The organism is Arenimonas composti TR7-09 = DSM 18010, from assembly GCF_000426365.1.
Lineage (GTDB): Bacteria > Pseudomonadota > Gammaproteobacteria > Xanthomonadales > Xanthomonadaceae > Arenimonas > Arenimonas composti.
In genome coordinates this window covers 15,384-42,350 of record NZ_AUFF01000011.1, presented here as the reverse complement: position 1 = coordinate 42,350, position 26,967 = coordinate 15,384, and the positions used below count along the sequence as shown (strand labels likewise).

Sequence of the window (26,967 nt, the reverse complement as noted above, 5' to 3'; positions counted from 1 at the left end):
CAATGGCGCCCCTGCTTCGAGGCCCGCCCATGCGCATCTGTGTCTACGCCGCCTCCAGCGCCCGCGTCGCGCCGGAATTCCACCAGGCCGCCCGCGAACTCGGCGAGGCGCTCGCGCTCGCCCATTGCAGCGTCGTCTACGGCGGCGGTTCGCAGGGGCTGATGGGCTCACTTGCCGACGGCGCCCTGGCGGCCGGCGGCGAGGTGATCGGCATCCTGCCGCGCTTCATGGCCGACCTCGAATGGGGCCACCCGGGCCTGACCCACCTCGAACTCGTCGAGGACATGCGCGAGCGCAAGCACAGGCTGCTGACCGATTCCGACGCGGTGATCGCGCTTCCGGGCGGTTGCGGCACGCTCGAGGAACTGTTCGAGGCGATCACCCTCAAGCGCCTGGGCATCTACTTCAACCCGATCGTGCTGCTGAACGTGCGCGGGTTCTACGCGCCGCTGCAGGGCTTCATGGAACAGGTGATCGCCGAGCGCTTCATGAATCCGGAGCACGCGGCGATGTGGGCGCTGGTCGACCGCGTCGAGGACGTGCTGCCGACGATCCGCGCGACCCCGAAGTGGCGCGAGGACGCCCGCAACTACGCGGTCGTGCGCTAGGACTCAGCCCGGCTCGCCGGCGGCTTCCGGCTGGTACAGCACCTTCTCGACGCGCATCCGCGTCGTGCGGCCGCCGGGCAGCGGCCATTCGATCGCCTGGCCGGCGGTGAGGCCGAGCAGGGCGGCACCGACCGGCGCCAGCACCGAGACCTTGCCGGTCGCGGCATCGGCCTCGTTCGGGAAGACCAGGCGAACGGTCTGCGAATTGCCGGCGTCGTCGACGCAGACGACCTGCGAGTTCATCGTGACCACGTCGGCCGGCAGCGCGTCCGGCGTGCGCACGTCGGCGCGCACCAGCTCCGCCTCCAGCGCCTCGGCGACCGGCCCGGTGGCGTTTTCCAGCATCGACTCCAGGCGCGGCAGGTCGCGGGTGGACAGGATGATCGGCGGCAGCGTGGACATCTCGGGTCTCCGGAAAAGCAGCGAGGCGCGGGGGGCCGCGCCTCGCAGGTGATATCGATTTGTCCGCATCGTCGCGCTTGCCGGCGGCCGGGTCAACCTCGCCCGGGAGGTGTGTTCAGGCGGGTTCAGTCCGCCTCGCCGCGGCCTTCGCCGGGGGCGTCGAGGCCGTCTTCGGCGTCGCCGTCATCGAAGCCGTCGCCACCACGATCGGCGTCGTCGTCGCCGGCATCGTCGTCGCGCACCTCGCGGGCGTATTCGACCGTGGTCACCGCGCCCGGCACCGGCTTGCGCTTGTTCTTCGGCAACGGCAGTTTCGCCACTTCCTCGGTGGCCGCGGCGACCAGGGCATTGCGGCGTTCTTCCGGGATCTCCTGCCAGTGGCAGCCCATGATCGCGCCCTCGAGCGCGTACAGCAGGTTCAGGCTCGGCTTGAAGCCGGCGCGCTTGACGCGCACGTACGCGGCCAGCGAACCGGCGGCGACCAGGTCCTCGTGGGTGCGGATGCCGGTCTGGCGCAGCCACGCCGCCGACTTCGGTCCGATGTTGCGCAGCTTGGTGCCGGAATCCATCGTCACTCTCCCTGCGGCGCGGACGCCGCCTGCATCGATTCGAGGAAGGCCGCGGCGATCGCCTCGAGACCGTGCTGGTCATCGGCGTCGAAGCGGTCCGGGATCGGGCTGTCGAGGTCGAACACGCCGACCAGGGTCTCGTCGAGGTACAGCGGTACCACCAGTTCCGAGCGCGAGGCGGCGTCGCAGGCGATGTGGCCCGGGAAGGCATGCACGTCGGCGACCCGCTGCGTTTCGCGGGTCGTCGCGGCCTTGCCGCAGACGCCGCGGCCGAGGGCGATGCGCACGCAGGCCGGGCGGCCCTGGAAAGGCCCGACGACGAGTTCGCGGCCGTCGAAGAAATAGAAGCCGACCCAGTTCAGGTCCGGCAGCGCGTGGAACACCAGCGACGACAGGTTCGCGGCGTTGGCGATGCGGTCCGGCTCGCCGTGCATCAGGCCGCGGGCCTGTTCGAGCAGTTGCGCGTATCGGGCGGGCTTGTCGCCGCTCAGGGCTTCGGCATGGAACATCGGCGTCGGCGGATTGCGGGGGAGGGGCAGTGTAGCAGCGGGGGTCGGTAGACTCGTCGGTGTGGTGGGGGTGGTGCGGGAAGGGCATCGCGCCTGGAGGCGATCCTACGGAGTCTGGGGGTTCGATGAAGCTGGATGAGCTACCGCGCGAGGACGGGTTCCGGCTGCGCGGGCAGTCGGTGACGCGGCTCGAGACCTTCGTCGACGCCGCGTTCGCGTTCGCGCTGACCCTGCTGGTGATCGCCGGCGACGAGCTGCCGGGGAGTTTCGCCGAACTGCGCGAGGCGCTGAAACGTACGCCGGTGTTCGTCGCCTGCTTCGTGCTGATCGCGATGTTCTGGGCGGCGCACAACCGCTGGAGCCGGCGCTTCGGGCTCGAGGATGCGCGGGCGACCGTGCTCAGCATGGCCTTCGTGCTGGTGGTGATGATCTACGTGTATCCGCTGCGCATCGTGATCGCGAGCGGCCTGCATCTGCTGACCGGCGGCTGGGTGCCGGCGGACATGAGTTTCTCGTCGCAGGACATGATGGTCGACCTGCAGACGGCTTTCATCGTCTACGGGCTCGGCTTCAGTGCACTCGCCGGCCTGCTGTGGCTGCTGAACCGGCATGCGCTGGCGCGCGCGGACGCGCTGCAGCTCGACGCGCTCGAGCGGCACGGCACCCGGGTCGAGATGACGATCCAGGGCATCCTCGCCGGTACCGGCCTGATCAGCGTGCTGATCGCCGGCTGGCTGCTGCGCTATCCGTCGCCGCAGGCCGCGCCGGTGACGGCGGGCCTGCCGATGTTCGTCTACATGCTGCTGGGCGTCGCCATTCCGGCCTACGTGGTGGGCGCCGAGCGGCGCCTGCGCCGGCGGCAGGCGGAAGGGGAGGCGGGGTGAGCGCGGTCTACGTCACCGGCACCGACACCGGCGCCGGCAAGTCCGTCGCCAGTGTCGCGCTGCTGCATGCGCTGCGCCGCGAGGGCGCGCGCGCGGTCGGCATGAAGCCGGTGGCCAGCGGCTGCATCGCGACCGCCGACGGCCTGCGCAACGAAGATGCGCTGGCGCTGCAGGCGGCCAGTGATCCACGCCCGGACTACGCGCTGGTCAACCCCTATGCGCTGCCCGAAGCCACGGCGCCGCAGATCGCCGCCCGCCTCGCCGGCGTGGTGCCGAAGCTGCTGCCGCTGGTCGCCGCCTTCCACGAGCTCGCCGCCGGCGCCGACCACGTCGTCGTCGAGGGCGTCGGCGGCTGGCTGGCGCCGCTCGGCGACCACCCGGACGGCCGCCCCTTCGAGCAGTCGGAACTCGTGCGCGCGCTGCAGCTGCCGGTGGTGCTGGTCGTCGGCCTGCGTCTGGGCTGCCTCAGCCATGCCCGCCTCACCGCGGCCGCGGTCCTGGCCGACGGCTGCCGCCTCGCCGGCTGGATCGGCAATGCGGTGGAGCCGCCGGGGCGATTCCATGCCGACTATCTGCAGCTGCTGACGGCGGCGCTGCCGGCCCCGTGCCTGGGCGTGCTGCCGTGGTCACCGGAGGCCGCGCCGAAGCTCGACAGGCTCCCGACGGGCTTTCCCGGAACCTGAACGGCAGCTTCATCGCGGCATCCGGGCGTGGCCTCCAGGCCGGTCATCGCCCTTCCGGGCCTTGACTTGCGCAGCGTCGTGAAGAAAATGAGTGACCGTTCATTCACCGCCGTGCCCGGCCCGCTGCCCGGCTCGCCCCATTCGAGATCTCCGATGGCCCGTCTCCGACTCCTTGCTCCGGCGCTGGCCGGCTGCCTGCTCGTTTCCGCCTGTGGTGGTGAACCCGAAGCGCCGCCGTCGCCGCCGCCGCCGGCCGTCACCGTCGTCACCCTGAAGGCGCAGCCGGTGTCGCTGACCCGCGAACTCGCCGGCCGCACCGTACCAGTGCTGGTGGCCGAGGTCCGCCCGCAGGCGACCGGCATCGTCGAGCGCCGCCTGTTCGAGGAAGGCAGCGTCGTGGCCGCCGGGCAGCCGCTGTACCAGCTCGACGACGCCAGCTACCGCGCCGCCGCCGACACCGCCCGCGCCAACCTGGCGCGCGCCGAGGCGACCGCGGAATCGGCCCGCCTGGCCGCCGTGCGTTCGACCCGCCTGGTCGGCAGCAACCTCGTCAGCGCCCAGGACAACGAGACGGTGCAGGCCGCCGCCGCTGCCGCCGCCGCCGAAGTCGCCGCCGCGCGCGCCTCGCTGCGCGCCGCCGAGGTCAACCTCGGCTACACCCGCATCGTCGCCCCGATCGGCGGCCGCATCGGCAAGTCCAGCGTCACCCCGGGCGCCCTCGTGACCGCCAACCAGGAAGCGCCGCTGGCGACGATCCAGCAGCTCGACACCGTCTACGTCGACCTGACCCAGTCCAGCAGCGAATGGCTGCAGCTGCGCCGCGAGATCGAGGCCGGCCGGCTGTCGCAGGACGGCGCCGTGCCGGTGCGCATCCTGCTCGAGGACGGCAGCGAATACGCGCACGCCGGCCAGCTCGAGTTCGCCGACGTCACCGTCGACCCGGGCACCGGCAGCTACGCGCTGCGCGTGCGCGTGCCGAACCCGGACAACCTGCTGCTGCCCGGCATGTACGTGCGCGCGGCGGTGGCGATGGGCCAGCGCCAGGACGGCATCCTCGCGCCGCAGCAGGGCATCAGCCGCGATCCGAAGGGCAATGCCACCGCGCTGGTCGTGAACGCCGAAGGCATCGTCGAGGCGCGCACCGTCGTCGCCAGCCGCACGGTCGGCGACCAGTGGCTGATCGAATCCGGCCTGCAGGCCGGCGACCGGGTGATCGTCGAGGGCCTGCAGAAGGTGCAGCCGGGCGCCCCGGCCACCGCAGTCGAGCGCGGCAGCGAGGCGGCGCCGGCGGTCGAGGCCGGCACGCCCGCGCCGACGGAGGGCTGACCGATGCTCGCCCGCTTCTTCATCGATCGCCCGATCTTCGCGTGGGTGATCGCGATCATCGTGATGCTGGCCGGCGCGCTGGCGCTGACCCGGCTGCCGATCTCGCGCTACCCGACGATCGCGCCGCCGTCGGTGACGATCAACGCCTCCTACCCCGGCGCGTCCGCGCAGGCGGTCGAGAACTCGGTGACGCAGATCATCGAGCAGGCGATGACCGGCCTCGACGGCCTCGACTACATGTCGTCGACCAGCGATTCGAACGGTTCCGTTTCGGTGACGCTGACCTTCAAGTCCGGCACCGATCCGGACATCGCCCAGGTGCAGGTGCAGAACAAGCTGCAGCTGGCGACCGCACTGCTGCCACAGATCGTGCAGCAGCAGGGCATCGGCGTGAACAAGGCCAGCGCCGGCTTCCTGCTCGTGCTCGGCTTCGTCAGCGAAGACGGCTCGATGGACCGCAACGACATCAGCGACTACGTGTCGTCGACGATCGTCGATCCGCTGAGCCGTGTACCTGGGGTCGGCGGCGTGCAGGTGTTCGGCGGCAAGTACGCGATGCGCATCTGGCTCGACCCGGGCAAGCTCAACACCTACCGGCTGACCCCGAGCGAGGTGATCGCGGCGATCCAGGCGCAGAACGCCCAGGTCGCGATCGGCCAGCTCGGCGGCACCCCGGCGATCGACGGCCAGCAGATCAACGCCACGATCACCGGCAACGACCGCCTGCAGACGCCGGAGCAGTTCCGCGACATCGTGATCCGCAGCAACAGCGACGGCTCCGTGCTGCGGCTCGGCGACATCGCCCGCGTCGAACTCGGCTCGGAAGCCTACGGCGTGGTCAGCCGTTACAACGGCAAGCCGGCGTCCGGCGTCGCCGTGATGATGGCCACCGGCGCCAATGCGCTGCAGACCGCCGACGGCGTGCAGGCGCTGATGGAGCAGCTGCGCCCGACCTTCCCGGCGGGCCTGAAGGTCGTCACCCCGTTCGACACCACCCCGTTCGTGCGCGTCTCGATCCACGAGGTCGTGAAGACCCTGCTCGAGGCGGTGGTGCTGGTGTTCTGCGTGATCTTCCTGTTCCTGCAGAACTTCCGCGCGACGCTGATCCCGACGATCGCGGTGCCGGTGGTGCTGCTGGGCACGCTCGGCGTGCTGCTGGCGTTCGGGTTCTCGATCAACATGCTGACGATGTTCGCGATGGTGCTCGCGATCGGCCTGCTGGTCGACGACGCGATCGTCGTCGTCGAGAACGTCGAGCGCGTGATGAGCGAGGAGGGCCTGAGCCCCGTCGAGGCCACGCGCAAGTCGATGGACCAGATCACCGGCGCCCTCGTCGGCATCGGCCTGGTGCTGGCGGCGGTGTTCGTGCCGATGGGCTTCCTCGAAGGCTCCACCGGCGTCATCTACCGCCAGTTCACCGCGACCATCGTCTCGGCGATGGCGCTGTCGGTGCTGGTCGCGATCGTGCTGACGCCGGCGCTGTGCGCGACGATGCTCAAGCCGCTGAAGAAGGGCGAACACCACGGCGAGACCGGCTTCTTCGGCTGGTTCAACCGCACGTTCGACACCGGCAAGCGCCGTTACCAGGGCGCGGTCGGCGGCATCCTCAAGCGCAGCGGCCGCTTCCTCGTGCTGTTCGTCGCGCTGGCGATCGCGATGGGCTGGATCTACAAGTCGGTGCCGTCGTCGTTCCTGCCGGACGAGGACCAGGGCGTGCTGTTCACGATCATCCAGACCCCGGTCGGCGCCACCCAGGAGCGCACCGCCAACGTCATGCAGCTGGTCGAGGACCACTACATGAAGAACGAGGCCGAGCACATCGAGTCGGTGTTCGCGGTGCAGGGCTTCAGCTTCGCCGGCAGCGGCCAGAACAACGCGATGGTGTTCGTGAAGCTGAAGGAGTGGGACGAGCGCACGACGCCGGAGTCCAGCGTCGAGGCGATCCTCGGCCGCGCCTGGGGCGCGTTCGCGCCGATCCGCGACGCGATGGTGTTCCCGGTGGCGCCGCCGCCGGTGATGGAGCTCGGCACCTCCGGCGGCTTCAACCTCTACCTGCAGGACGTCACCGGCCAGGGCCACGAGGCGCTGATGGCGGCGCGCAACCAGCTGCTCGGCGCCGCCGCGCAGCGCCCGCTGGTACTGCAGGGCGTGCGCCCTAACGGCCAGGAGGACACGCCGCAGTTCCGCATCGACGTCGACACCGAGCGCGCGGAAGCGCTGGGCGTGTCGATCGCCGAGATCAACGCGACGCTGTCGGTCGCCTGGGGCGGACGCTACGTCGACGACTTCATCGACCGCGGCCGCGTCAAGCGCGTGTACGTGCAGGCCGACGCGCCGTTCCGCATGGTGCCGGAGGACTTCTCGCAGTGGTACGTGCGCAGCCGCGCCGGCGAGATGGTGCCGTTCACCGCGTTCGCGACCACGCACTGGGAATACGGTTCGCCGCGCCTGGAGCGCTACAACGGCGTGCCGGCGGTCAACCTCACCGGCGAGCCGGCGCCCGGCGTGAGTTCCGGTGCGGCGATGGCGGAGATGGAGCGGCTGGCCGCCGAGCTGCCGCAGGGCTTCTCGCTGCAGTGGAGCGGCGCGTCGTACCAGGAACGCGTGGCCGACGCGCAGACGCCGATCCTGTACGCGCTGTCGCTGCTGATCGTGTTCCTGTGCCTGGCGGCGCTGTACGAAAGCTGGTCGATCCCGACGTCGGTGCTGCTGGTGGTGCCGCTGGGCATCCTCGGCGCGGTGCTGTTCACCTGGCTGCGCGGGCTCGAGCGCGACGTCTACTTCCAGGTCGGCCTGCTCACCACCGTCGGCCTGTCGAGCAAGAACGCGGTGCTGATCATCGAGTTCGCGAAGGCGAACGTCGAGAAGGGCATGGGCCTGGTCGAGGCGACGCTCGCCGCGATCGGCGACCGCCTGCGGCCGATCCTGATGACCTCGATCGCGTTCGGCTTCGGCGTGCTGCCGCTGGCGATCGCCACCGGCGCCGGTTCGGGTGCGCAGAAGGCGATCGGCACCGGCGTGATCGGCGGCATGCTGTTCGGCACCTTCCTCGGCATCTTCTTCATCCCGCTGTTCTTCGTGACGGTGCGCCGGCTGGTGGCCCGTCGGGAGCACGCGGCGTGAGCGGGCCACGCGGGCCGCAGCGGTTGTCGGCGCCGGTGCCGGCGCGCAGCGGCTCGCGCGCCGAGGCGCAGCGCGCGCGCATCCTCGAGGCGGCGCGCCGCTGCTTCTCGGAGCGCGGCTTCCACGGCGCCGGCATGGCGGCGATCGCCGAGACCGCCGGCGTCAGCCAGGGGCTGATCTACCGCTACTTCGCCAGCAAGGCGGAGATCATCCGCGAGATCACCGACTCGCAGCGCGAGGGCCGCAACGAGGTCCTCGGCCGGCTAGCCGACTGCGGGGAACTGGTGGACCTGCTGCTCGAAGCGATCGACGCCCGCCGCCGCGGCAGCGGCGCGCCGGTGGAGTTCGACCCGGCGCTGTTCCTCGAGGTCAGCGCCGAGGCCACCCGCGACCCCGACATCGCGGCGATGGTGTCGAGCCAGGAACAGGACATGCAGGCGGACTTCGCGGCGCTCGTCGCGCGGACCGCGGCGGCGAAGGGCAGGACCCTCGACCCGCGCGCGCTGCAGCAGCGGACGATGCTGCTGCGCTGCCTGATCGACGGCGTGGTGGTCTATGCGATCCGCGATCCCGCCGCCGACCGCGCCGAACTGCGCGCGGCACTGCAGGACGGGCTCGTCGCGCTGGGCCTCTAGCGCGGGCCGCGGTAGCGGCAGCCGGAGGTGCAGGTCTCGTGCACGACGACCTCCGACAGCGCCGGCAAGTCCGGTTTCAGCCGATCCCAGATCCAGCGCGCGAGGTTTTCGCTGGTCGGGTTGTCGAGGCCTTCGACCTCGTTGAGGTAGTGGTGGTCGAGCTGCTCGTACAGCGGCGCGAACACCGCCTTGATGTCGCCGAAATCCATGATCCAGCCGCTGTGCGGATCCGGTTCGCCGGCCACGTGCAGCTCGACCGCGAACGAATGCCCGTGCAGGCGCGCGCACTTGTGCCCCGGCGGCACGTTCGGCAGGCGGTGCGCCGCCTCGATGCGGAAGACCTTGAAGATGTCCATGGGGGCGGCGTCGGAGTGAACGGGGCGGAATTGTACTCCGGCCCTGCATCGAGCCGGCCTCAGCGCGGCGCGACGTAGCCGCCGCGCAGCCCGCGCGAGAACACCAGCTGCCAGAGCTGCAGGTGGCGCACGCGGAACCCGGCGATGCTCGCGGCGAGATAGAACCGCCACATGCGCCGGAAGCGCTCGTCGTAGCGCGCCGGCAGCCGCGGCCAGGCGGCCTCGATGTTGGCGCGCCAGGCCAGCAGCGTGCGCTCGTAGTCGGGGCCGAAGCCGTGCCAGTCCTCGAGCACGAGCCGGCCTTCGCCCGGGCTTTCCGCGGCGGCCGCGATCTGGCTCGCCGAAGGCAGCATCGAGTTGGGGAAGATGTAGCGGGCGATCCACGGGTCGGTGCGGTTCGCGGCGGCGTTGCGGCCGATCGTGTGCAGCAGGCTCAGGCCGTCGGCGGCGAGGCAGCGGTCGAGCATCGCGAAATAGGCGCCGTAGTTGCGCACGCCGACGTGCTCGAACATGCCGATCGAGCAGATGCGGTCGAAACGCTCGCGCAGGTCGCGGTAGTCCTGCAGGCGGATCTCCACCGGCAGGCCGCGGCAGAGTTCGCGGGCGTAGGCCGCCTGTTCCTCCGAGATGGTGATCCCGACCCCGGCGACGCCGTGGCGCTCGGCGGCGTAACGGAGCATCTCGCCCCAGCCGCATCCGACGTCGAGCAGACGCAGGCCCGGGCGCAGCTGCAGCTTGCGGCAGACCAGGTCGAGCTTGGCTTCCTGGGCCGCGTCGAGCCCGTGGGCGTCGCGCCAGTAGCCGCAGCTGTAGACCATGCGCCGGCCGAGCATCGCCGCGTACAGGTCGTTGCCGAGGTCGTAGTGGCGGCGGCCGACCTCCCACGCCCGCCGCCGCGACTGCAGGTTCAGCAGCGCCGCCTGCACGCCGGCCACGAGGTCGGCCCAGCCGCGCACGCGTTCATGCAGGCGCGCCTCGAGCAGGCGGGCGAGCATGCCGTCGAGGTCGTCGCAATCCCAGCCGCCGTCCATGTAGCTCTCGCCGAGGCCGAGCGAGCCCTGGGCGAGCACGCGCGCCGGCACGGCCGGATCGTGCAGGCGAAGGTCGTGGGGGCGCCGGCCGTTCACGGTGATGCCGGCCTCGGCGAGCAGCGCGCGGAACCGCCCGTCGACCCGGGCCGAACGGCGTGCGGTTTCCGGCTTGTGCAGGCCCGCATGCATGGCGTGAAGGTCGCGCGGCGGGTGTCAAGAAGGCGAGAAGCGGGCGCGGCAATGCCATTCTCGGGATCGGGACGGGCCGGCCTGCAGGATGGGCGCATGGATCTGTTCGCCGGCCAGCCGCAAACCATCGTCGCCGACGACGAAGGCGGTATCCGCTATTTCCCGGATGTGGTCGCGGCCGATGTCGCCGCCCGGTGGTTCGCGGTGCTGCACGACGGCGTCGCCTGGGAATCGGTGCAGCGGCCGATGTACGAGCGGATCGTCGACGTGCCGCGCCTGCTCGCGCGCCACGACCTCGACCGGCTGCCGGCGCCGCTGGCGACGGTGGTCGCGGAAATGGCGGCGGTGGTGCGATCGCGCGCGCCGGCGCCCTACACGTCGCTCGGGCTCAACCTGTACCGCGACGGCCGCGACAGCGTGGCGATGCACGGCGACAAGCTGCACACGATCGTCGACGGCCAGCCGATCGCGCTGCTGTCGCTCGGCGCCGCGCGCAGGATGCTGGTGAAGTCGAAACGGCCGGGCAGCCGCGCCATCGCGATCGACCTGCAGCCCGGAAGCCTGCTGGTGATGAGCCACTTCTCGCAGCGCACGCACGAACACGGGATCCCGAAGACACGATCCGCGGCGGGGCCGCGGATCAGTGCCGTCTTCCGATGCCGCAGATAGGGGCGTCAGGGCACCGCGGGCAGCACGACCACCTCGCCCCAGCCCAGCGCGCGGATACCGGCTTCGATCTGCTTCAGGTCGCCGATGACGACCCAGGTCAGCCCGTCCGGCTTCACCGTCGCCGCGGCGGCGGCGTTCAAGGCTTCCGGTGTCAGCGTGGCGATGTTGGCGGCGTAGTCGTCGTAATAGGCCGGGTCGCGGCCGGTGTTGACGATGTCGGTCGCCGCGGCGACGAGGGAATCCAGCGTTTCGAAGCGGCCGGGCAGGCGCGCGACCTGGCTGCGCAGGATGCTCTCGAACTCTTCGCCGGCGATCGGCCGCGCACCGGCCACGCCCTCGATCTCGCGCAGCACCTCGCGCATCGAGTCGACAGTGCGGTCGGTCTGCACCGGGGCGAACACCGCGAACGTGCGCTGCCCGCGGCTGCCGCTGACGAAGCCGGAAGCGCCGTAGGACCAGTGCTTCTCGAGACGCAGGTTGCGGTTGAGGCGCGAGGTGGCCATGCCGCCGAAATTGCGGATCACCGTCTCCAGCGCGAGGTCCTCCGGCGCGCCCGGGGCCGAGGTCACGTGCGCGGCGGCGATCACCGACTGCGGCGCGCCCGGCTTGTCGACCAGGTAGATCCGGCCGCCGGCGGCGGGATTGCCGGCCGCGGCCGGCTTGGACGGTGCGGCGCCGCCGCGCCAGTCGCCGAAGCTCGCCTCGAGCGCCGGCAGCAGCGCGTCCATCGTGATGTCGCCGGCGATGATCAGCGTCGTGTTCGCCGGCACGAACCACTGCTGGTGCCAGGCCGCGAGCGCGGCGCGGTCCAGCCCGGCGACCGCGGTCTCGGTGCCGAGGCCGCCACCCGGCTGCGCATACGGGCTGCCTTCGGCGTAGAGCAGGGTCGGCAGCAGGCGGTTCGCGGCGGCGCCCGGGTTGGCCCGGCTCTGGCCGATCATCGCCAGCTGCTGTTCGCGCTGCAGGTCGACCATGTCGTCGGGGAAGGCGGGATTGCGGGCGACATCGGCGAGCAGGTCCAGCGAGGCGCGCAGGTTGGCCGGCAGTGCGGTCATGCGCACGAAGGACTGGTCGAGGCTGTTGCCGACGCCGAGGGTGGCGCCGAGGGCGTCGCGGTCGTCGGCGATGCGGAACGCGTCGCGGCGGGTGGTGCCCTTCAGCAGCAGGTTCAGCGCCATCGTCGCGGTGCCCGGGGCGGCCGCCGGGTCGGCGGCGGTGCCGGCGTCGGTGACGAGGGCGATGTTCAGCAGCGGCGTCGAATGCCGCTCGAGCAGCACCACGTCGATGCCGTTGCCGAGGGTCGCGCGCTGCACGTCGGGGAAGTCGACGGCGGGCGCGTCGGCGAGCGCCGGCAGCACGCTGCGGTCGACGTCACCGGCGACCGCGCGCAGCGGCGGGAACGGATCGACCTGCAGCGTGTAGCTCGGCTTGCGCAGCCACGCGGCGGCGGTCGCGCGCACGCTTTCCGGCGTCGCCGCACTGAAGTTGCGGAAGCGCTGCAGGTAGCCGTCGGCGCTGCCGAGGTAGGTCATGCTCTGGGCGAGCACGTCGGAGCGGCCGCCGAAGCCGCCGAGGCGTTCGGTGCCGCGGACGAAACCCGACACCTCGCGGGCACGGGCGCGGTCGAGTTCGGCGCGCGTCGGCGCCCGGGTCAGTGCCGCCTCGAGCACCGCGTCGAGTTCCGCCTCGACGACCGCCGGGTCGACGCCCGGCTTCACGTCGGCCGTGACCATGAACAGACCGGAAAGCTCACTGGCCATGATCGACGCGGACACCCGGGTCGCATTGCCGCTGCCGTAGACGAGGGCGCGGTCGAGCGGCGAGCTTTCGCTGCCCGACAGCACTTCCGCGAACAGTTCGAGATCGTGGGCCTCGCGGTCGCCGAACGGCGGCACGTGCCAGGTGCGGTAGATGCGCGTCTGCGGGACGCGGTCCTGCATGCGGTCGCGGATGTCGGCGTCGAGCTCGGGCACCCAGCGTTCCTGGCGCGCCACCGGCACGCCGGGGGCGATGCCGCCGAAATACCTCGTCACCAGTTCCTTCGCGCGCTCGACGGTGATGTCGCCGGCGAGCACCAGCACCGCATTGTTCGGGCCGTACCAGTCGGCGTACCAGCGGCGGATGTCGTCCATCGTCGCCGCCTGCAGGTCTTCCATGCTGCCGATCGTCGACCAGCTGTAGGGATGCGAGTACGGATACATGGTTTCGACCAGGCGGCCGAAGACGCGGCCGTAGGGCGCGTTCTCGCCCTGGCGCTTCTCGTTCTGCACGACGCCGCGCTCGCGTTCGAGCATGTCGTCGCTGAGGTTGCCGGCGAGGAAGCCCATGCGGTCGGCTTCCAGGTACAGCGTGCGCTCCAGTGCCGACACCGGCACGTCCTCGAAGAAGTTGGTGCGGTCGCCGTTGGTGGTGCCGTTGCGGTTGTTGGCGCCGAGGTCGTCCATCGCCTCGCGGAAACCGTGCGGGTAGTTCTCGCTGCCGTTGAAGAAGAAGTGCTCGAACAGGTGCGCGAAGCCGGTGCGGCCGCGCTGCTCGTTGCGCGAGCCGACGTGGTACCAGACGTTGACGCCGACCAGCGGCACGCTGTGGTCGCTGTGCACGATCACGGTCAGGCCGTTCGGCAGCACGAAGGTCTCGTGCGCGATGCGCAGCGATTCGATGTCGATCGGCGCGACCGCGGCGACGGCGGAACCGGAGCGCGGCGAATTCGCGGCGGTGGCGGTGGAAACGGCATTGGGCAGCAGCGCGGCGAGCGCGGCCGCCAGGACGAGACGACGCATCATGGGTTCCCCGGTGGCGAAATCGGGCCCCAGATTACGTTCCGCCGCCGCCCGGGCAACCCTGCCGTAAGTCTTTGACACCCCGGGTTAACAACTGGGGTCAGATTCCTTCGTTAAGACCTGCGGCTTCGGTCTTAACGAAGGAATCTGACCCCAGTTGTTAAGCCCGGTTGTAAGTCACACGGGCACGCGGGCGCCGATCAGGATCATCCGCACCATCTCGATCAGCTGCTCGATCAGCTCGGGGTCGCGGTCGGCCGGGCTGTCCATCGCCGAAGCGCCCATCGCGAAGGCCAGGCGGGTGATCGCCTTCGAGGCCAGGGCCGGCTCGTGGACGACCCCGCGCTTGCGGGCGGCGAGCCGGATCAGGTCGGCGCGCAGTTCGTCCTCGAAAAAGCTCAGCTCGCGGTCGACCGCCTGCTTGAAGGCGTCCGAACCGACCGTGCCCTCGCGCAGCAGCACGTGCAGCAGCTTGTCGTCGGCGCGCACCTGCTCGAAGAAGGCCTCGACCGAGCCGCGGACGATGCCCTCGCCCGACGTCGCCCGCCGCCGCGCCGCACCGACGATCCGCCGCAGCGACTGCCCGGCGAGGTCGATCAGCGCCACCGCCAGCTCGTCGATGTCGCGGAAGTGGCGGTAGAAGCTGTTCGGGGCGATACCGGCCTCGCGTGCGACCTCGCGCAGGCTCAGGCTGGAGACGCTGCGATGCGGGCCGAGCAGGCGCAGCGCCGCCGCCAGCAGGTCGTCGCGGGAGATGCCGCGCACGCGGGTGGGCGGCGCGTCCGGCGGGCCATCGGGTACATGGGCGGACGGGGGAACGACGATGGGCACGTCGGTTTCCTGAACGGGAGGCCGGCATCATACCCCCTGTCGATATACACCTGTATACACATCTGTATTTCCATCTGTATAGTCGCCAGCCATGCCCCCCGTCCCGCAGTCGCGCCCGCCGGCGCCGAACCGTCCCGCCCCGTCGCGCCGTCGACGCCTGCTCGGCGCGCTGGTGCCGCCGGGCTTCTTCGACTTCTGGGCCGGCCACGTCAGCAAGACCCTCAGTTTCGAACGCCCGCTCGCGCGCATCGTCGCGGTCGAGCGCGCGTCCGCCGACGCCGTGACCCTGGTGCTGCGCGCGAACCGCCACTGGCAGGGCTGCGCCCCGGGCCAGCACGTGAGCATCGGCGCCGAAGTCGACGGTCGCCGCGTGCACCGCAGCTATTCCCCGAGCGTCATCGACCCGCGCCGCCGCCTGCTGGCGATCACCGTGAAGACGATCGACGGCGGCCTGCTCAGCGGCCACCTGGCGACCCGGGCGAAGCGCGGCGACGTCCTCGAGATCGGCCAGGCCTACGGCGCGATGACGCTGCCGGAGGATCCGAGCCTGCCGGTGCTGCTGCTCGCCGCCGGCTCCGGCATCACCCCGCTGATGGCGATGCTGCGCACCCTGGCCCGCCGCGAGGTGCCGACGCTGGCGACGCTGCTGTACTGGAGCCGGCGCCGCGACCAGCTCTGCTACGTCGACGAACTGCGCGCGCTCGCCGCCAGCGTTCCCGGCCTGCGCGTGCGCTTCCTGCTGACCGGCGAGGCCGCGACCGCCGCCGACGAGGGCGAAGGCCGGCTCGACACCGAGCTGCTCGCCACGCATGTGCCCGACCTCGCCCTGCGGCACGTGTACGCCTGCGGCCCCGGTGGTTTCGTCGACCGCGCTCGCGCCGTCGCCGCCGCCGACGCGGCCGCGTTCCAGGCCGAGGCCTTCACCCTGCCCGACGTGGCGCCGGCCACCGGCGGCAAGGTCGAGGTCCGCCTCGCGCGTTCCGGCCGCAGCGTCCAGGTCGAACGCGGCGTACCGCTGCTGGCCGCGCTGGAAGCGCAGGGCATCAAGCATCCGAACGCCTGCCGCATGGGCCTGTGCAATACCTGCGCCTGCGGCAAGCGCGCCGGCACCACCCGCCACCTGATCGACGGCCTCGTCGACAGCGAAGCCGCCAGCGCGCTGCGCATCTGCGTCAGCGCCGCGCTCACCGACATCGAACTGGACCTGTGATGGCTGCGAAGAAACCCAACCGCGTTCTCGGCGCCACCGAACTCGAGGCCTTCGGCCGCGAACTCGACGACCTGCGCACGCGCACGGTCGCCAGCCTCGGCCAGCGCGACGCCGACTACATCCGCAAGGTGGTGCGTGCCGTGCGCTACACCGGATTCGCCGGCCGCGCGCTGCTGATGGTCGCGGCGATCGGCGGCGCTTTCGTGCCGTGGCTGCTGTGGCCGGCGGCGATCCTCGGCGTCATCGCGCTGGCGTGGTCGAAGATCGTCGAGAACATGGAAGTCGGCCACAACGTCATCCACGGCCAGTACGACTGGATGCGCGACCCGCACCTCGACGGCAAGACCTACGAGTGGGACATCGTCGCCACCAGCCAGCACTGGCGCCGCACGCACAACTTCCAGCACCACACCTGGACCAACGTGCGCGGCATGGACGACGACATCGGCTACGGCCTGCTGCGCATCTTCCCGGAGCAGAAGTGGAAGCCGTTCCATCTGGCGCAGCCGCTGGTCGCGATCGTGTTCGCGATCCTGTTCGAGTGGGGCGTGGCGCTGCAGGACGTGCGCCTGGGCCGCGTCTTCGCCGGCCGCATGCGCAAGAAGCAGTTCGTCGCGAAGGCCGCGCCGGTCGCGCGCAAGGCGGCGCGGCAGATGCTCAAGGACTACGTGCTGTTCCCGGCGTTGGCCGGACCGTTCTTCCTGACCGTGCTGCTCGGCAACGTCGCCGCCAACGTCATCCGCAACATCTGGACCTACGTGGTGATCTTCTGCGGCCACTTCACCGCCGACGCCGAGACCTTCCCGAAGGAATCGGTGCGCAACGAGACCCGCGGCCACTGGTACCTGCGCCAGCTGCGCGGCTCGGCGAACATCGGCGGCGGCAGGGTCATGAACTTCATGACCGGCAACCTCAGCCACCAGATCGAGCACCACTTCTACCCGGACGTGCCGGCCAACCGCTACGCCGAGATGGCGGTGGAAGTGCGCAGGATCTGCGAGAAGTACGGCCAGCACTACGACACCGGCTCGCTGCCGCGGCAGTTCGGGCAGGTGATCTGGCGCATCGTCCGCCACGCCTGGCCGAGCCGGGTGCGGGCGCAGGTCCCGCAGGCCGCCTGAGCCCCCTTCTGTAGGATCGCCCTGTAGGAGCGGCTTCTGCCGCGATTCCCGGCAGCGTTCTCACCCCGATCGCGCCTGAAGGCGCTCCTGCGGGGTGGGGGGGTCAGAGCTTCAGGCTTTCGTCGAGGTCGAAGGACTCGTCCTCCGGCGCCGTCTGCCACTCCTGCAGCATCACGTGCGCCAGGTCCGCCTCGCCGTCCTCGACGGCGACACGGATGCGGCCATCCGCGGTCTCGCCGGGCAGGGCGGCCTCGCGGCCGAGCACGTGCGCGGCGATGCCGGCGCTGGTCAGCAGGTCCTGCACGAGCTGGGCGTCGAGCAGGCTGTCGGCGGTGTAGATGGCGATCATTTCTCCGGTACTCGCGACGACCGCCCGATGGCGGCCTTCGGATGGGCATTAGCGGCCCTGGGGACGCCGGAAACCGTGACGCGCTTCACATTTCTCGCCGGTTTCGGGTGCAATGGCGCCGATGCCCTGACGAACGGTGACAGCATCGCTGTCGCCGCCGGGGTCGGGCAGGCTTCGCGGAGCGTACGGGGGACTTCAGATGATTCCGCTGTCACACCAGGACCGGATCGCCGGCGGCCTGCTCGGCCTGCTGGTCGGCGACGCCCTCGGCGTCCCCTACGAATTCCACCCGCCGGGCGGATTGCCGCCGCCGGAGCAGCTCGAGATGCGGCCGCCGGCGGGGTTCCGCCGTGCCCACCCCAGCGTGCCGCCGGGCACCTGGAGCGACGACGGTGCCCAGGCCCTGGTCCTGCTCGACAGCCTGCTCGAGAACGACGGCCTCGACATCGACGACCTCGCCTCCGGCCTGTGCCGCTGGCGACACGGCGGCTTCTGCGCGGTCGGCGGCCACGTGTTCGACATCGGTATCCAGACCGCGGCGGCGCTCGATGCGGTCGCGCGCGGGGTGCCGGCGGCGCAGTCCGGCCCCGCCGGTGAGCGCGACAACGGCAACGGTTCGCTGATGCGGGTGCTGCCGCTGGCGTTGTGGCACCGCGGCGACGATGCCGACCTGGCGCGGTCGGCGGCGCGGCAGTCGCTGCCGACCCATGGGCATCCCCGCGCGCAGCTGGCCTGCGCGATGTACTGCCTGTGGGCGCGCGCCGAGCTCGCCGGCGAGACCGACGCCTGGGAAGCCGCCGAAGTCCGCCTGCGCGCCTTCGCTCCGGACCTCGACCTGCGCGGCGACGAACTCGAGCGCGTCCTCGACCCCGACAACGCCGCCCGCGCCGCCGGCAGCGGCTACGTCGTCGACTGCCTGTGGTCCGCCCGCCGCGCCGTCGACGACAGCAAGGACTACGAAGCCTGCGTCCGCCGCGCGATCGCCTTCGGCCACGACACCGACACCACCGCCGCGGTCGCCGGCGGCATCGCCGGTATCCGCTACGGCGCCACCGGCATCCCGGAGCGCTGGCGCGAGCACCTGCGCGGCGCGTCGATCCTCGCGCCGCTGCTCGATGCGCTGCTGGTTGGGAGCGAGTAACGAGCGAAGAGTAACGAGCAACGAGTGAAGGCCCGCGCTTCGCGCGACGAGCCGGTCGCTCCCGCTCGTTACTCTTGACTCGTTACTCTTCGCTCGTTACTCGCCTTTTCCGCGATAATCGCCGGCTTCGAACGACGAGCCGACGCCCGCCATGAACACGCTGCACCGCAAGCCGCTGCCCGGTACCGACCTCGACTTCTTCGACGCCCGCGCGGCGGTCGAGGCGCTGCGGCCGGGGGCGTGGGAGACGCTGCCCTATGTCTCGCGCGTGCTCGCGGAGAACCTGGTGCGGCGCTGCGATCCGGCGACGCTCGACGCGTCGCTGCTGCAGCTCGTGGAGCGCCGCCGCGACCTCGATTTCCCCTGGTTCCCGGCGCGCGTGGTCTGCCACGACATCCTCGGCCAGACCGCGCTGGTCGACCTCGCCGGCCTGCGCGACGCGATCGCCGACCAGGGCGGCGACCCGGCGCAGGTCAATCCGGTGGTGCCGGTGCAGCTGATCGTCGACCACTCGCTGGCGGTCGAGCATGCCGGTTTCGAGCAGGACGCGCTCGCGAAGAACCGCGCGATCGAGGATCGCCGCAACGACGACCGCTTCCACTTCATCGAGTGGACCCGGCACGCGTTCGAGAACGTCGACGTGATCCCGCCGGGCAACGGGATCATGCACCAGATCAACCTGGAGCGGATGTCGCCGGTGATCGGCGTGGATGCGGACGGCGTCGCGTATCCGGACACCTGCGTCGGCACCGACAGCCACACGCCGCATGTCGACGCGCTGGGCGTGATCGCGATCGGCGTCGGCGGCCTCGAGGCCGAGAACGTGATGCTCGGCCGCGCTTCGTGGATGCGCCTGCCCGACATCGTCGCGGTGGAGCTCACCGGCCGCCCGCAGCCGGGCATCACCGCCACCGACATCGTGCTGACGCTGACCCAGTTCCTGCGCGCGCAGAAGGTCGTCGGCGCCTGGCTCGAGTTCCGCGGCGAAGGCGCGGCGGCGCTGACGCTGGGCGACCGCGCGACGATCAGCAACATGGCGCCCGAATACGGCGCCACCGCGGCGATGTTCGCGATCGACGACCGCACGCTCGACTACCTGCGCCTGACCGGCCGCGACGACACCCAGGTCGCGCTGGTCGAGACCTATGCGAAGACCGCCGGCCTCTGGGCCGACCAGCTGGCGAACGCGCAGTACGAGCGCACGCTGCACTTCGACCTCTCGAGCGTCGTGCGCACGATGGCCGGGCCGTCGAATCCGCACGCGCGCGTCGCCACCAGCGAACTCGCCGCGAAGGGCATCGCCGGCGACCTCGCCGCCGCGCGCGCGCCGGAAGCGGAAGGGCTGATGCCCGACGGCGCGGTGATCATCGCCGCGATCACCAGCTGCACGAATACCAGCAACCCGCGCAACGTGATCGCCGCCGGTCTGCTGGCGCGCAATGCCAACCGCGAAGGCCTGCTGCGCAAGCCCTGGGTGAAGTCCTCGCTGGCGCCGGGTTCGAAGGCGGTGGCGCTGTACCTCGAGGAAGCGGGGCTGAAGTCGGAGCTCGAGCAGCTCGGCTTCGGCATCGTCGCCTTCGCCTGCACCACCTGCAACGGCATGAGCGGCGCGCTCGACCCGAAGATCCAGCAGGAAATCGTCGATCGCGACCTGTACGCGACAGCCGTGCTCAGCGGCAACCGCAACTTCGACGGCCGCATCCATCCGTATGCGAAGCAGGCCTTCCTGGCCTCGCCGCCGCTGGTCGTCGCCTACGCGATCGCCGGCACCATCCGCTTCGACATCGAGCGCGATGCCCTCGGCCACCGCGCCGACGGCAGCCCGATCCTGCTGAAGGACGTGTGGCCCAGCGATGCCGAGATCGATGCGATCGTCGCCGCCGCGGTGAAGCCCGAGCATTTCACGGCCGTCTACAAGCCGATGTTCGCGAAGCGCGCCGGCAGCGGCGAGGCGGTGCAGCCGCTGTACGACTGGCGCCCGCAGAGCACCTACATCCGCCGCCCGCCGTACTGGGAGGGAGCGCTCGCCGGCGAGCGCAGGCTGCGCGGCATGCGCCCGCTGGCGATCCTCGGCGACAACATCACCACCGACCACCTCTCGCCGTCGAACGCGATCCTCGCCAGCAGCGCGGCCGGTGAATACCTCGCGCGCATGGGCCTGCCGGAAGAGGACTTCAATTCCTACGCCACCCATCGCGGCGACCACCTGACCGCGCAGCGCGCGACCTTCGCCAACCCGAAGCTGTTCAACGAGATGGTGCGCAACGACGACGGCAGCGTGCGCCAGGGCTCGCTGGCGCGCATCGAGCCGGAAGGCCGGGTGACGCGCATGTGGGAAGCGATCGAGACCTATATGGAGCGCGGCCAGCCGCTGATCATCGTCGCCGGCGGCGACTACGGCCAGGGCAGTTCGCGCGACTGGGCGGCGAAGGGCGTGCGCCTGGCCGGCGTCGAGGTCATCGTCGCCGAAGGCTTCGAGCGCATCCACCGCACCAACCTGATCGGCATGGGCGTGCTGCCGCTGGAGTTCCTGCCCGGCACCACCCGGCTGACGCTCGGCCTCGACGGCAGCGAGACCTACGACGTCATCGGCGAGCGCGCGCCCGGCGCCCAGCTCACCCTGGTCGTGAACCGCCGCGACGGCAGCACGGTGCACGTGCCGGTGCGCTGCCGCCTCGACAGCGACGAGGAAGTGTCGATCTACGAGGCCGGCGGCGTGCTGCAGCGCTTCGCGCAGGATTTCCTCGAGGCGGCGCGGGGCGCATGAGCATCGGCGAGGGCGCGCTGCCGGCGCGGTCCGCGCCGGTACTGTCCGGCGCGTCGCGCGCGTTGTTCGCGGCCGCCGTGATCCTCGGCGTCGCCTACATCGCCGCGATCCCGCTGCAGCCGTGGCCCGGCAGCTGGCTGCTGAAGCCGCTGCCGATGCTGCTCTACGCCGCGCTGATGTGGCGGACGTTCGAAGGCGCGACCGGACGCTGGCTGGCGCTCGGCTACGGCGCCGCCGCGGCCGGCGATGTCTTCCTCGACTACGGCGCCCGCGACGGCCTGTTCCGGCAGGCGCTGGCGGCCTTCCTCGTCAACCAGATCGCGTTCCTCGTCGCCTTCGCGACGCTCGGATCGGGACGGCCGTGGCGGCTCGCGCGCGCGCTGCCGGCGGTCGCGTACAGCCTGCTGCTCGCCGTCTGGCTGGTGCCGAAGGCCGGCCCGCTGATGCCGCCTGTCGCGATCTATCTCGCGTGTCTGCTGGCGATGGTCGTGATGGCCTGCCGCGTCGAACCCGCGCCGCGCCTGCTGTGGCTCGGCGCGATGCTGTTCCTGCTCGCCGACTCGCTGATCGGCGTAAACAAGTTCGCGGCGCCGTTCCCGCACGCGGTGCTGGTCATCGTCACGCTGTACTTCAGCGGGCAGACGCTGATCGCGCTGGGGTTGGTGCGGTGGGCGCGTCGCGAGCCGGCCGACCGGGACCCGTGCTAGAGTTGCGTCGCAATTGCGACGCAACCGGAGGCTCCGATGAAAACCGCCACCCTGCCGTCCCTTCGCGTGGAGCCCGAACTTCGCCAGGCGGCGGAATCCGTGCTCCAGCAGGGCGAGAGCCTGTCCGGCCTGATGGAGAAATCCCTGCGCGACGAAGTGAACCGGCGCCGCAACCAGGCCGAGTTCATCGCCCGCGGGCTGGCAGCGCGTGAGGACTCCCGGCAGACCGGCGCGTACTTCACCGTGGACGAATCGCTGGCGCGTCTCGACGCGATCCTCACCGCGCACGCTCCCGCCGGGCGGTGAGTTTCCAGGTCCGCATCGCCAGGGCCGCGCAGGAGGACCTGGAACGCCTGCTGGACTTCCTCGCCCGCGTCGATCAACGCGCGGCATGTCGCGCTCGCGCAGCGATCGAGCGGGGCTACGGCCTGCTCGCCGACATGCCCTTCGCCTGCCGCAAGGCGGACCCGGCCGATCCCCTGCTGCGCGAACTGGTGATTCCCTTCGGCGGCGCGGGCTATGTGCTGCTGTTCGAGATCACCGACGCCGGCACCGTGACCGTGCTCGCCGTGCGCCACCAGCGCGAAGACGACTACCACTGAGCGCGGCACGCCCGCCCTTCCCACCCCGACCGTGAACCCATGACGACCACGCACCGACCCCAGCTCCGCATCCCCGCCACCTACCTGCGCGGCGGCACCTCGAAGGGCGTGTTCTTCCGCCTGCAGGACCTGCCGGAAGGGGCGCGCGTGCCGGGCCCGGCGCGTGACGCGCTGCTGATGCGGGTGATCGGCTCGCCGGACCCCTACGGCAAGCACACCGACGGCATGGGCGGGGCGACCTCGAGCACGAGCAAGTGCGTGATCATCTCGCCGCCGTCGGTGCCCGATCACGACGTCGACTACCTCTACGGCCAGGTCGCGATCGACAGCGCCTTCGTCGACTGGTCGGGCAACTGCGGCAACCTCAGCACCGCGGTCGGGCCGTTCGCGATCGCCAACGGCTTCATCGATCCGTCGCGGCTGCCGCGTGACGGCGTGTTTCCGGTGCGCATCTGGCAGGCGAACATCGGCAAGACCATCGTCTGCCACGTGCCGATCCGCGACGGCCAGGTACAGGAAACCGGCGATTTCGAGCTCGACGGCGTCACCTTCCCGGCGGCGGAGATCGTGCTCGAGTTCATCGATCCGTCCGACGACGGGGAAGGCGAGGGTGGGGCGATGTTCCCGACCGGAAGCCTCGTCGACACCCTCGAGGTGCCCGGTATCGGCGCGTTCGAAGTGACGATGATCAGCGCCGGCATCCCGACCGTATTCCTCGATGCCGAGGCGCTCGGCTACCGCGGCGACGAGCTGCAGCCGGCGATCAACGAGGATCGCGCGGCGCTGCAGAAGCTCGAGACGATCCGCGCCCACGCCGCCGTGCGCATGGGCCTGATCGCCGACGTCGCCGAGGCCGCGAAGCGCCAGCACACGCCGAAGCTCGCCTTCGTGTCGCCACCGCGCGACTACCTCAGCAGCAGCGGCAAGGCGATCGCCGCCGGCGACATCGACCTCAACGTGCGCGCGCTGTCGATGGGCAAGCTGCACCACGCGATGATGGGCACCTGCGCGGTGGCGATCGCGACCGCGGCGGCGGTGCCCGGCACCGTCGTCAACCGCGCGGCCGGCGGCGGCGCCCGCGAGGTCGTGCGTTTCGGCCATCCGAGCGGGACCCTGCGCGTCGGCGCCGACGTCGCCCAGATCGACGGCCAGTGGCAGGTGCGCAAGGCGGTGATGAGCCGCAGCGCCCGCGTCCTCATGGAAGGCCACATCCGCATCCCACCGCCCTCCCCCCTGTAGGAGCGGCTTCAGCCGCGAACAACCCACACCCGGCGTAAATTCCCCGAACCGGCATAGGGCTCGCCGGCCCGGAGGGGACATGCACGAAGCCAGACAACCACGCCGGCGCCGCCGGCACGTCCTCGGCGAATTCCTCGTCGTGATGCTCGGCGTGCTGGCCGCGCTGATCCTCGAACAGGGCGTGCTCGACTGGCAGGAACGCTCACGGCTCGCGGCGACGCGTGCCACGCTCGACAGCGAGATCGCCGACGCGGCCTCGCTGTTCCTGGTCCGCGCGCAGGTGTCGCCCTGCATCGAGAAGCGGCTCGACGAGATCGAGTCCGCGCTCGCCGCCGCGTCGCCGCCGCGGCTCGGCGACGTCGGCCGCCCGCCCTACCTGTTCTCCAGCCGCGGCGCCTGGAGCGGCGCCGCGCCGGAACTGCTGTCGCGCCACCACGGCCCCGAACTCGCGCGCACCTATGGCGAGGTCTACCAGGGCATCGCCGAATACAACGCGCTGTCGCAGCGCGAGCAGGAACTGTGGACGCTGCTGCGTACGCTCGCCTGGGCGCCGGAGCCGGACGCCGCCGAACGCCTCTGGCGCCTGCGCGAGGCGGTGGCGGGCGCCCGCAACGCCAATCTGCTGCTGACCGCGATCGCGCAGCAGATGAACGAGCGCGTCGCCGCCCTGCAGGGCCGCCTGCCGGCTGCCGTGCTCGATGCCGCGACCCTGCCGGTCTGTCGGCCGCTGGCGCCATGAGCCGAACCAGCGACTCGCACCCGCTGCGCATCGCCGAAGTGAAGGCCGGTGCCGGCCTCGTCGGCGTGTCCTTCTGCCCGGGCAAGGTGCAGCCCGACGGCGCCAGCGGGCCGTGGGCGCGCGACCTGGCGACCGATTTCGCGGCGATCCGCGACTGGGGCGCGGCGCAGGTGCTGACGCTGATCGAGGACCACGAGTTCGTCGCGCTGCGGGTACAGCGGCTGGGCGAGGAGGTGGACGCGGCCGGAATGCGCTGGTTCCCGCTGCCGATCACCGACCAGTCCACCCCGGACCACCGCTTCCTCTCCCGCTGGCCGGCGGTCGCGCGCGAGGTCGTGCCCGGCCTGCGCGACGGCGGCCGCGTGTTCGTGCATTGCAAGGGCGGGCTGGGCCGCGCCGGCACGGTGGCGGCGTGGCTGGCGCGGCATCTCGAACCCGCACTCGCCGCCGGCGCGGCGATCGCGCGCGTGCGGGCGGCGCGCAGCCGCTTCGCGGTCGAGACGCCGGCACAGGCGGCGTGGGTCGGCGAGGTGGCGCCGGTCTGGCCGGCGAAGGACGCGGGCGCGAAGGCGCGCGGATGCGAGTCGTGTTATCGCGCCACGACCTATCGCGTGAACACGACGCCGACGATCGACCTGCGGATCGGCGTGCACAGCCAGGCGCTGCGGGACCTGCATGCACGGCGCGGCGTCGATTCGTCGGTATTCATCACCGCCTGGAACCCGTTCGGCGACGACCGGCCGCTGGAATGGAACGCGCGGGCGCTGGACCATCTGCGCCGCCACCTGCGCGGGTCGGGCCTCGGGTTCGAAGAGGGCGCGGGCGTTCCCGACGGCAGCGGCCGCGTGCCGGAGCAGAGCCTGCTCGTGCCCGGCCCGGACCGCGCCGCGGCGGCGAACCTGTGCGCGGCATTCGCGCAGAACGCGGTGGTGTACTGCGGGCCGGATGCGGTCCCGGAACTGCTGTGGAACCCGCTGTTCGCGGTGGCGGACGCGCGCGGCTAGCGGTCGAGCCGGCGCCGGCCGCGCGCGCGGCCGTCAGTCATGCACATAGGGATAGGCCACGGCACCGAAGGGGTCGTCCTCGAGCTCGACCAGCAGCGCGACGACCACCGGCACGATCACCCGCAGGATCTGCACGCCGTCGTTGAGCTGGGCGCGGTTGGCGCTGCTGCCGCAGGTCGCGCCGCCGTGCACGAGCTGGTTGCGCAGCACGTGCAGGCGGTCGAGCACGATCGACAGCAGCACCGCCGTGCGCTTCTCCAGCAGCGCCTGCAGCGCCAACTTGCGCGCCTTCGCGAACTTCTCCTCCCAGGCGCCGCTGCCGTCGTGGTCGCGCAGCGCGCGCCAGTAGGGTGCGAAGACGAAGCGGTTCTCGATGAGTGTGCGCACCGGCCCGGTGAACTGGCGGAAGAGCGCGTCCTGCAGCCGACCCTCGCGGTCGAGGTCGACGATGCGCTCGACGAAGGCCCGGGTCTGCTCGCGTTCGCCGTGCTCGAAACCGAACTCGCTGGCGTAGGCGGCGTTGAAGGCGATCCACAGGAACAGGAATTCGGCATCCGGGTCGCCCGAGATGCGCTCGGCGGCGGTGAGCCAGCTGATCGCGCGGTGCACCCGGACCCGCAGCGACTCGGGCTGCGTGGCGCGGCGATGGCGGTGGCGGAGCCTGAGCTCGGCGATTTTCGGCATGCGTCCCCCCGAACGCTGAAGCCCCATGCTAACGGGGACGTACCCCGTAGGAAAAAGCTGACGGGGTACGTCCCCGGTCTCAGGCGGTGCGACGGCGGTGGGGGAGGCTGTCGATCCGCCATCCGAGGGGAACCGCCATGACCGACCGCAGCCACATCACGATCCTGCTCGACCGCACGGGTTCGATGCAGGACATCCGCGCCGACGTCGTCGGCGGCTTCAACGCCTTCCTCGCCGCCCAGCAGGCCTTGCCCGGCCAGGCGACGCTCACCCTGGTCCAGTTCGACTCCCAGGATCCCTACGAGGTGATCCACGCCGCCGCGCCGCTGGCCACCGTCGCGCCGCTGACGCTCGAGCAGTACGTACCGCGCGCCTCGACGCCGCTCTACGACGCGATGGGCCGCGGCATCCTCGACCTCGAACTGCGGCTGGCGCGGCTGCCGGAGGCGGAACGCCCGCGGCAGGTCATCTTCGTCGTCGTCACCGACGGCATGGAGAACGCCAGCCGGGAGTTCCGCCGCGACCGCGTCATGGCGCTGATCGAGGCCAAGAAGAAGCTCGGCTGGGACTTCGTGTTCCTGAGCGCCGACCTCGGCGCTTTCGCCGACGCCGGCGACCTCGGCGTCGTCTACGAATCGCGGCTGGCCTTCAGCAAGTCGGCCCGCGGCAGCGAGCGCGCCTGGGCGGCGGCCTCGGACAAGATCGGCCGGCGCCGCGGTGGTGCCGCCGCGGTCGTCTTCGACGACCAGGACCGCCAGGCCGGCGACGACACCGCTTGACGGTGTCGGGTACCGTTGAGTGGATCCGAC

27 protein-coding genes are annotated in these 26,967 nt (G+C 71.3%); 18 read left to right on the top strand and 9 right to left on the bottom strand.

Going from position 1 to position 26,967, the window contains the following annotated elements; all coding sequences use genetic code 11:
- Window positions 1-29: 29 nt before the first annotated feature.
- Window positions 30-608: an LOG family protein gene (locus K311_RS0112170; protein WP_026817542.1), complete on the top strand. Its 579-nt coding sequence runs from the start codon at window positions 30-32 to the stop codon at window positions 606-608.
- A 3-nt stretch (window positions 609-611) separates the two neighbouring features.
- Here K311_RS0112170 and rnk read toward each other — a convergent pair whose 3' ends face one another.
- The 3 genes from rnk to K311_RS0112155 all read right to left on the bottom strand — a co-directional run bounded on the left by rnk (window position 612) and on the right by K311_RS0112155 (window position 2,088).
- Window positions 612-1,010 (bottom strand): nucleoside diphosphate kinase regulator, encoded by a 399-nt coding sequence (gene rnk, locus K311_RS0112165; protein ID WP_026817541.1) that lies wholly within the window; start codon window positions 1,008-1,010, stop codon window positions 612-614.
- Between the two features lie 125 nt (window positions 1,011-1,135).
- A complete protein-coding gene (locus tag K311_RS0112160) occupies window positions 1,136-1,579 on the bottom strand; it encodes a TfoX/Sxy family protein (protein WP_043798126.1) in 444 nt (147 codons plus the stop codon).
- Between the two features lie 2 nt (window positions 1,580-1,581).
- On the bottom strand, window positions 1,582-2,088 hold the full coding sequence (locus tag K311_RS0112155) for a GAF domain-containing protein (protein WP_026817539.1): 507 nt from the start codon (window positions 2,086-2,088) through the stop codon (window positions 1,582-1,584).
- A 125-nt stretch (window positions 2,089-2,213) separates the two neighbouring features.
- Between K311_RS0112155 and K311_RS16805 the strand changes: the two genes are divergently transcribed.
- The 5 genes from K311_RS16805 to K311_RS17840 all read left to right on the top strand — a co-directional run bounded on the left by K311_RS16805 (window position 2,214) and on the right by K311_RS17840 (window position 8,739).
- Window positions 2,214-2,972, top strand: coding sequence for a TMEM175 family protein (locus K311_RS16805; RefSeq protein WP_051240089.1), 759 nt, complete (start codon window positions 2,214-2,216; stop codon window positions 2,970-2,972).
- Window positions 2,969-3,655, top strand: a complete 687-nt coding sequence (gene bioD, locus K311_RS0112145) for a dethiobiotin synthase (RefSeq protein ID WP_026817538.1) — start codon at window positions 2,969-2,971, stop codon at window positions 3,653-3,655. The genes K311_RS16805 and bioD overlap by 4 nt, the downstream gene beginning before the upstream one ends.
- 153 nt (window positions 3,656-3,808) lie before the next feature.
- Complete coding sequence (locus K311_RS0112140; protein WP_026817537.1) at window positions 3,809-4,981, top strand: efflux RND transporter periplasmic adaptor subunit; 1,173 nt, start codon at window positions 3,809-3,811, stop codon at window positions 4,979-4,981.
- 3 nt (window positions 4,982-4,984) lie between these two features.
- Entirely contained in the window at window positions 4,985-8,104 is a 3,120-nt protein-coding gene (locus K311_RS0112135) for an efflux RND transporter permease subunit (protein ID WP_026817536.1), read from the top strand.
- A complete protein-coding gene (locus tag K311_RS17840) occupies window positions 8,101-8,739 on the top strand; it encodes a TetR/AcrR family transcriptional regulator (protein WP_081683443.1) in 639 nt (212 codons plus the stop codon). The genes K311_RS0112135 and K311_RS17840 overlap by 4 nt, the downstream gene beginning before the upstream one ends.
- Here the strand turns inward: K311_RS17840 and queD are convergent.
- Both queD and cfa read right to left on the bottom strand, forming a co-directional pair.
- A complete protein-coding gene (gene queD / locus K311_RS0112125; RefSeq protein WP_026817535.1) occupies window positions 8,736-9,095 on the bottom strand; it encodes a 6-carboxytetrahydropterin synthase QueD in 360 nt (119 codons plus the stop codon). The genes K311_RS17840 and queD overlap by 4 nt on opposite strands.
- A gap of 59 nt (window positions 9,096-9,154) precedes the next feature.
- The gene (gene cfa / locus K311_RS0112120) at window positions 9,155-10,315 is read right to left on the bottom strand and encodes a cyclopropane fatty acyl phospholipid synthase (protein ID WP_051240086.1); all 1,161 of its coding nucleotides are present in this window, start codon (window positions 10,313-10,315) and stop codon (window positions 9,155-9,157) included.
- A 96-nt stretch (window positions 10,316-10,411) separates the two neighbouring features.
- On the opposite strand from cfa, the gene K311_RS0112115 reads away from it, so the two are divergent.
- Window positions 10,412-10,984: an alpha-ketoglutarate-dependent dioxygenase AlkB gene (locus K311_RS0112115; protein ID WP_026817533.1), complete on the top strand. Its 573-nt coding sequence runs from the start codon at window positions 10,412-10,414 to the stop codon at window positions 10,982-10,984.
- A gap of 5 nt (window positions 10,985-10,989) precedes the next feature.
- Here the strand turns inward: K311_RS0112115 and K311_RS0112110 are convergent, their stop codons facing one another.
- A complete protein-coding gene (locus K311_RS0112110) occupies window positions 10,990-13,764 on the bottom strand; it encodes a M16 family metallopeptidase (RefSeq protein ID WP_161627317.1) in 2,775 nt (924 codons plus the stop codon).
- Window positions 13,765-13,941: 177 nt separating this feature from the next.
- Window positions 13,942-14,589 carry an HTH-type transcriptional repressor FabR gene (gene fabR, locus K311_RS0112105; RefSeq protein ID WP_043798142.1) on the bottom strand — a complete coding sequence of 216 codons (648 nt, stop codon included), beginning with the start codon at window positions 14,587-14,589 and terminating at the stop codon, window positions 13,942-13,944.
- A 97-nt stretch (window positions 14,590-14,686) separates the two neighbouring features.
- On the opposite strand from fabR, the gene K311_RS0112100 reads away from it, so the two are divergent.
- Both K311_RS0112100 and K311_RS0112095 read left to right on the top strand, forming a co-directional pair.
- Window positions 14,687-15,805, top strand: coding sequence for a ferredoxin reductase (locus K311_RS0112100; protein WP_026817530.1), 1,119 nt, complete (start codon window positions 14,687-14,689; stop codon window positions 15,803-15,805).
- Complete coding sequence (locus K311_RS0112095) at window positions 15,805-16,926, top strand: fatty acid desaturase family protein (RefSeq protein WP_026817529.1); 1,122 nt, start codon at window positions 15,805-15,807, stop codon at window positions 16,924-16,926. Before K311_RS0112100 ends, K311_RS0112095 begins: the two co-directional genes overlap by 1 nt.
- Before the next feature lie 103 nt (window positions 16,927-17,029).
- Here K311_RS0112095 and K311_RS0112090 read toward each other — a convergent pair whose 3' ends face one another.
- Window positions 17,030-17,275 (bottom strand): putative signal transducing protein, encoded by a 246-nt coding sequence (locus tag K311_RS0112090; RefSeq protein ID WP_026817528.1) that lies wholly within the window; start codon window positions 17,273-17,275, stop codon window positions 17,030-17,032.
- Between the two features lie 199 nt (window positions 17,276-17,474).
- Between K311_RS0112090 and K311_RS0112085 the strand changes: the two genes are divergently transcribed.
- From K311_RS0112085 to K311_RS18190, 8 genes are all read left to right on the top strand, one after another.
- A complete protein-coding gene (locus tag K311_RS0112085; RefSeq protein ID WP_211223663.1) occupies window positions 17,475-18,416 on the top strand; it encodes an ADP-ribosylglycohydrolase family protein in 942 nt (313 codons plus the stop codon).
- Window positions 18,417-18,567: 151 nt separating this feature from the next.
- Complete coding sequence (acnD, locus tag K311_RS0112080; protein ID WP_026817526.1) at window positions 18,568-21,183, top strand: Fe/S-dependent 2-methylisocitrate dehydratase AcnD; 2,616 nt, start codon at window positions 18,568-18,570, stop codon at window positions 21,181-21,183.
- On the top strand, window positions 21,180-21,890 hold the full coding sequence (locus K311_RS0112075; RefSeq protein WP_026817525.1) for a lysoplasmalogenase: 711 nt from the start codon (window positions 21,180-21,182) through the stop codon (window positions 21,888-21,890). The genes acnD and K311_RS0112075 overlap by 4 nt, the downstream gene beginning before the upstream one ends.
- 36 nt (window positions 21,891-21,926) lie before the next feature.
- On the top strand, window positions 21,927-22,196 hold the full coding sequence (locus K311_RS0112070) for a YlcI/YnfO family protein (RefSeq protein ID WP_026817524.1): 270 nt from the start codon (window positions 21,927-21,929) through the stop codon (window positions 22,194-22,196).
- The gene (locus K311_RS0112065; protein ID WP_026817523.1) at window positions 22,193-22,492 is read left to right on the top strand and encodes a type II toxin-antitoxin system RelE/ParE family toxin; all 300 of its coding nucleotides are present in this window, start codon (window positions 22,193-22,195) and stop codon (window positions 22,490-22,492) included. The genes K311_RS0112070 and K311_RS0112065 overlap by 4 nt, the downstream gene beginning before the upstream one ends.
- Window positions 22,493-22,531: 39 nt before the next feature.
- Window positions 22,532-23,731 (top strand): 2-methylaconitate cis-trans isomerase PrpF, encoded by a 1,200-nt coding sequence (gene prpF, locus K311_RS0112060; RefSeq protein WP_026817522.1) that lies wholly within the window; start codon window positions 22,532-22,534, stop codon window positions 23,729-23,731.
- 79 nt (window positions 23,732-23,810) lie between these two features.
- Window positions 23,811-24,470 (top strand): hypothetical protein, encoded by a 660-nt coding sequence (locus K311_RS0112055; protein ID WP_026817521.1) that lies wholly within the window; start codon window positions 23,811-23,813, stop codon window positions 24,468-24,470.
- Window positions 24,467-25,474: a DUF3293 domain-containing protein gene (locus K311_RS18190; RefSeq protein ID WP_081683442.1), complete on the top strand. Its 1,008-nt coding sequence runs from the start codon at window positions 24,467-24,469 to the stop codon at window positions 25,472-25,474. Before K311_RS0112055 ends, K311_RS18190 begins: the two co-directional genes overlap by 4 nt.
- Window positions 25,475-25,507: 33 nt before the next feature.
- On the opposite strand, the gene K311_RS0112045 is transcribed toward K311_RS18190, so the two are convergent.
- Window positions 25,508-26,158, bottom strand: coding sequence for a HEPN domain-containing protein (locus tag K311_RS0112045; protein ID WP_026817520.1), 651 nt, complete (start codon window positions 26,156-26,158; stop codon window positions 25,508-25,510).
- 137 nt (window positions 26,159-26,295) lie between these two features.
- Here K311_RS0112045 and K311_RS0112040 point away from each other — a divergent pair, with 137 nt between their 5' ends.
- On the top strand, window positions 26,296-26,937 hold the full coding sequence (locus K311_RS0112040; RefSeq protein ID WP_026817519.1) for a vWA domain-containing protein: 642 nt from the start codon (window positions 26,296-26,298) through the stop codon (window positions 26,935-26,937).
- Window positions 26,938-26,967: the final 30 nt, after the last annotated feature.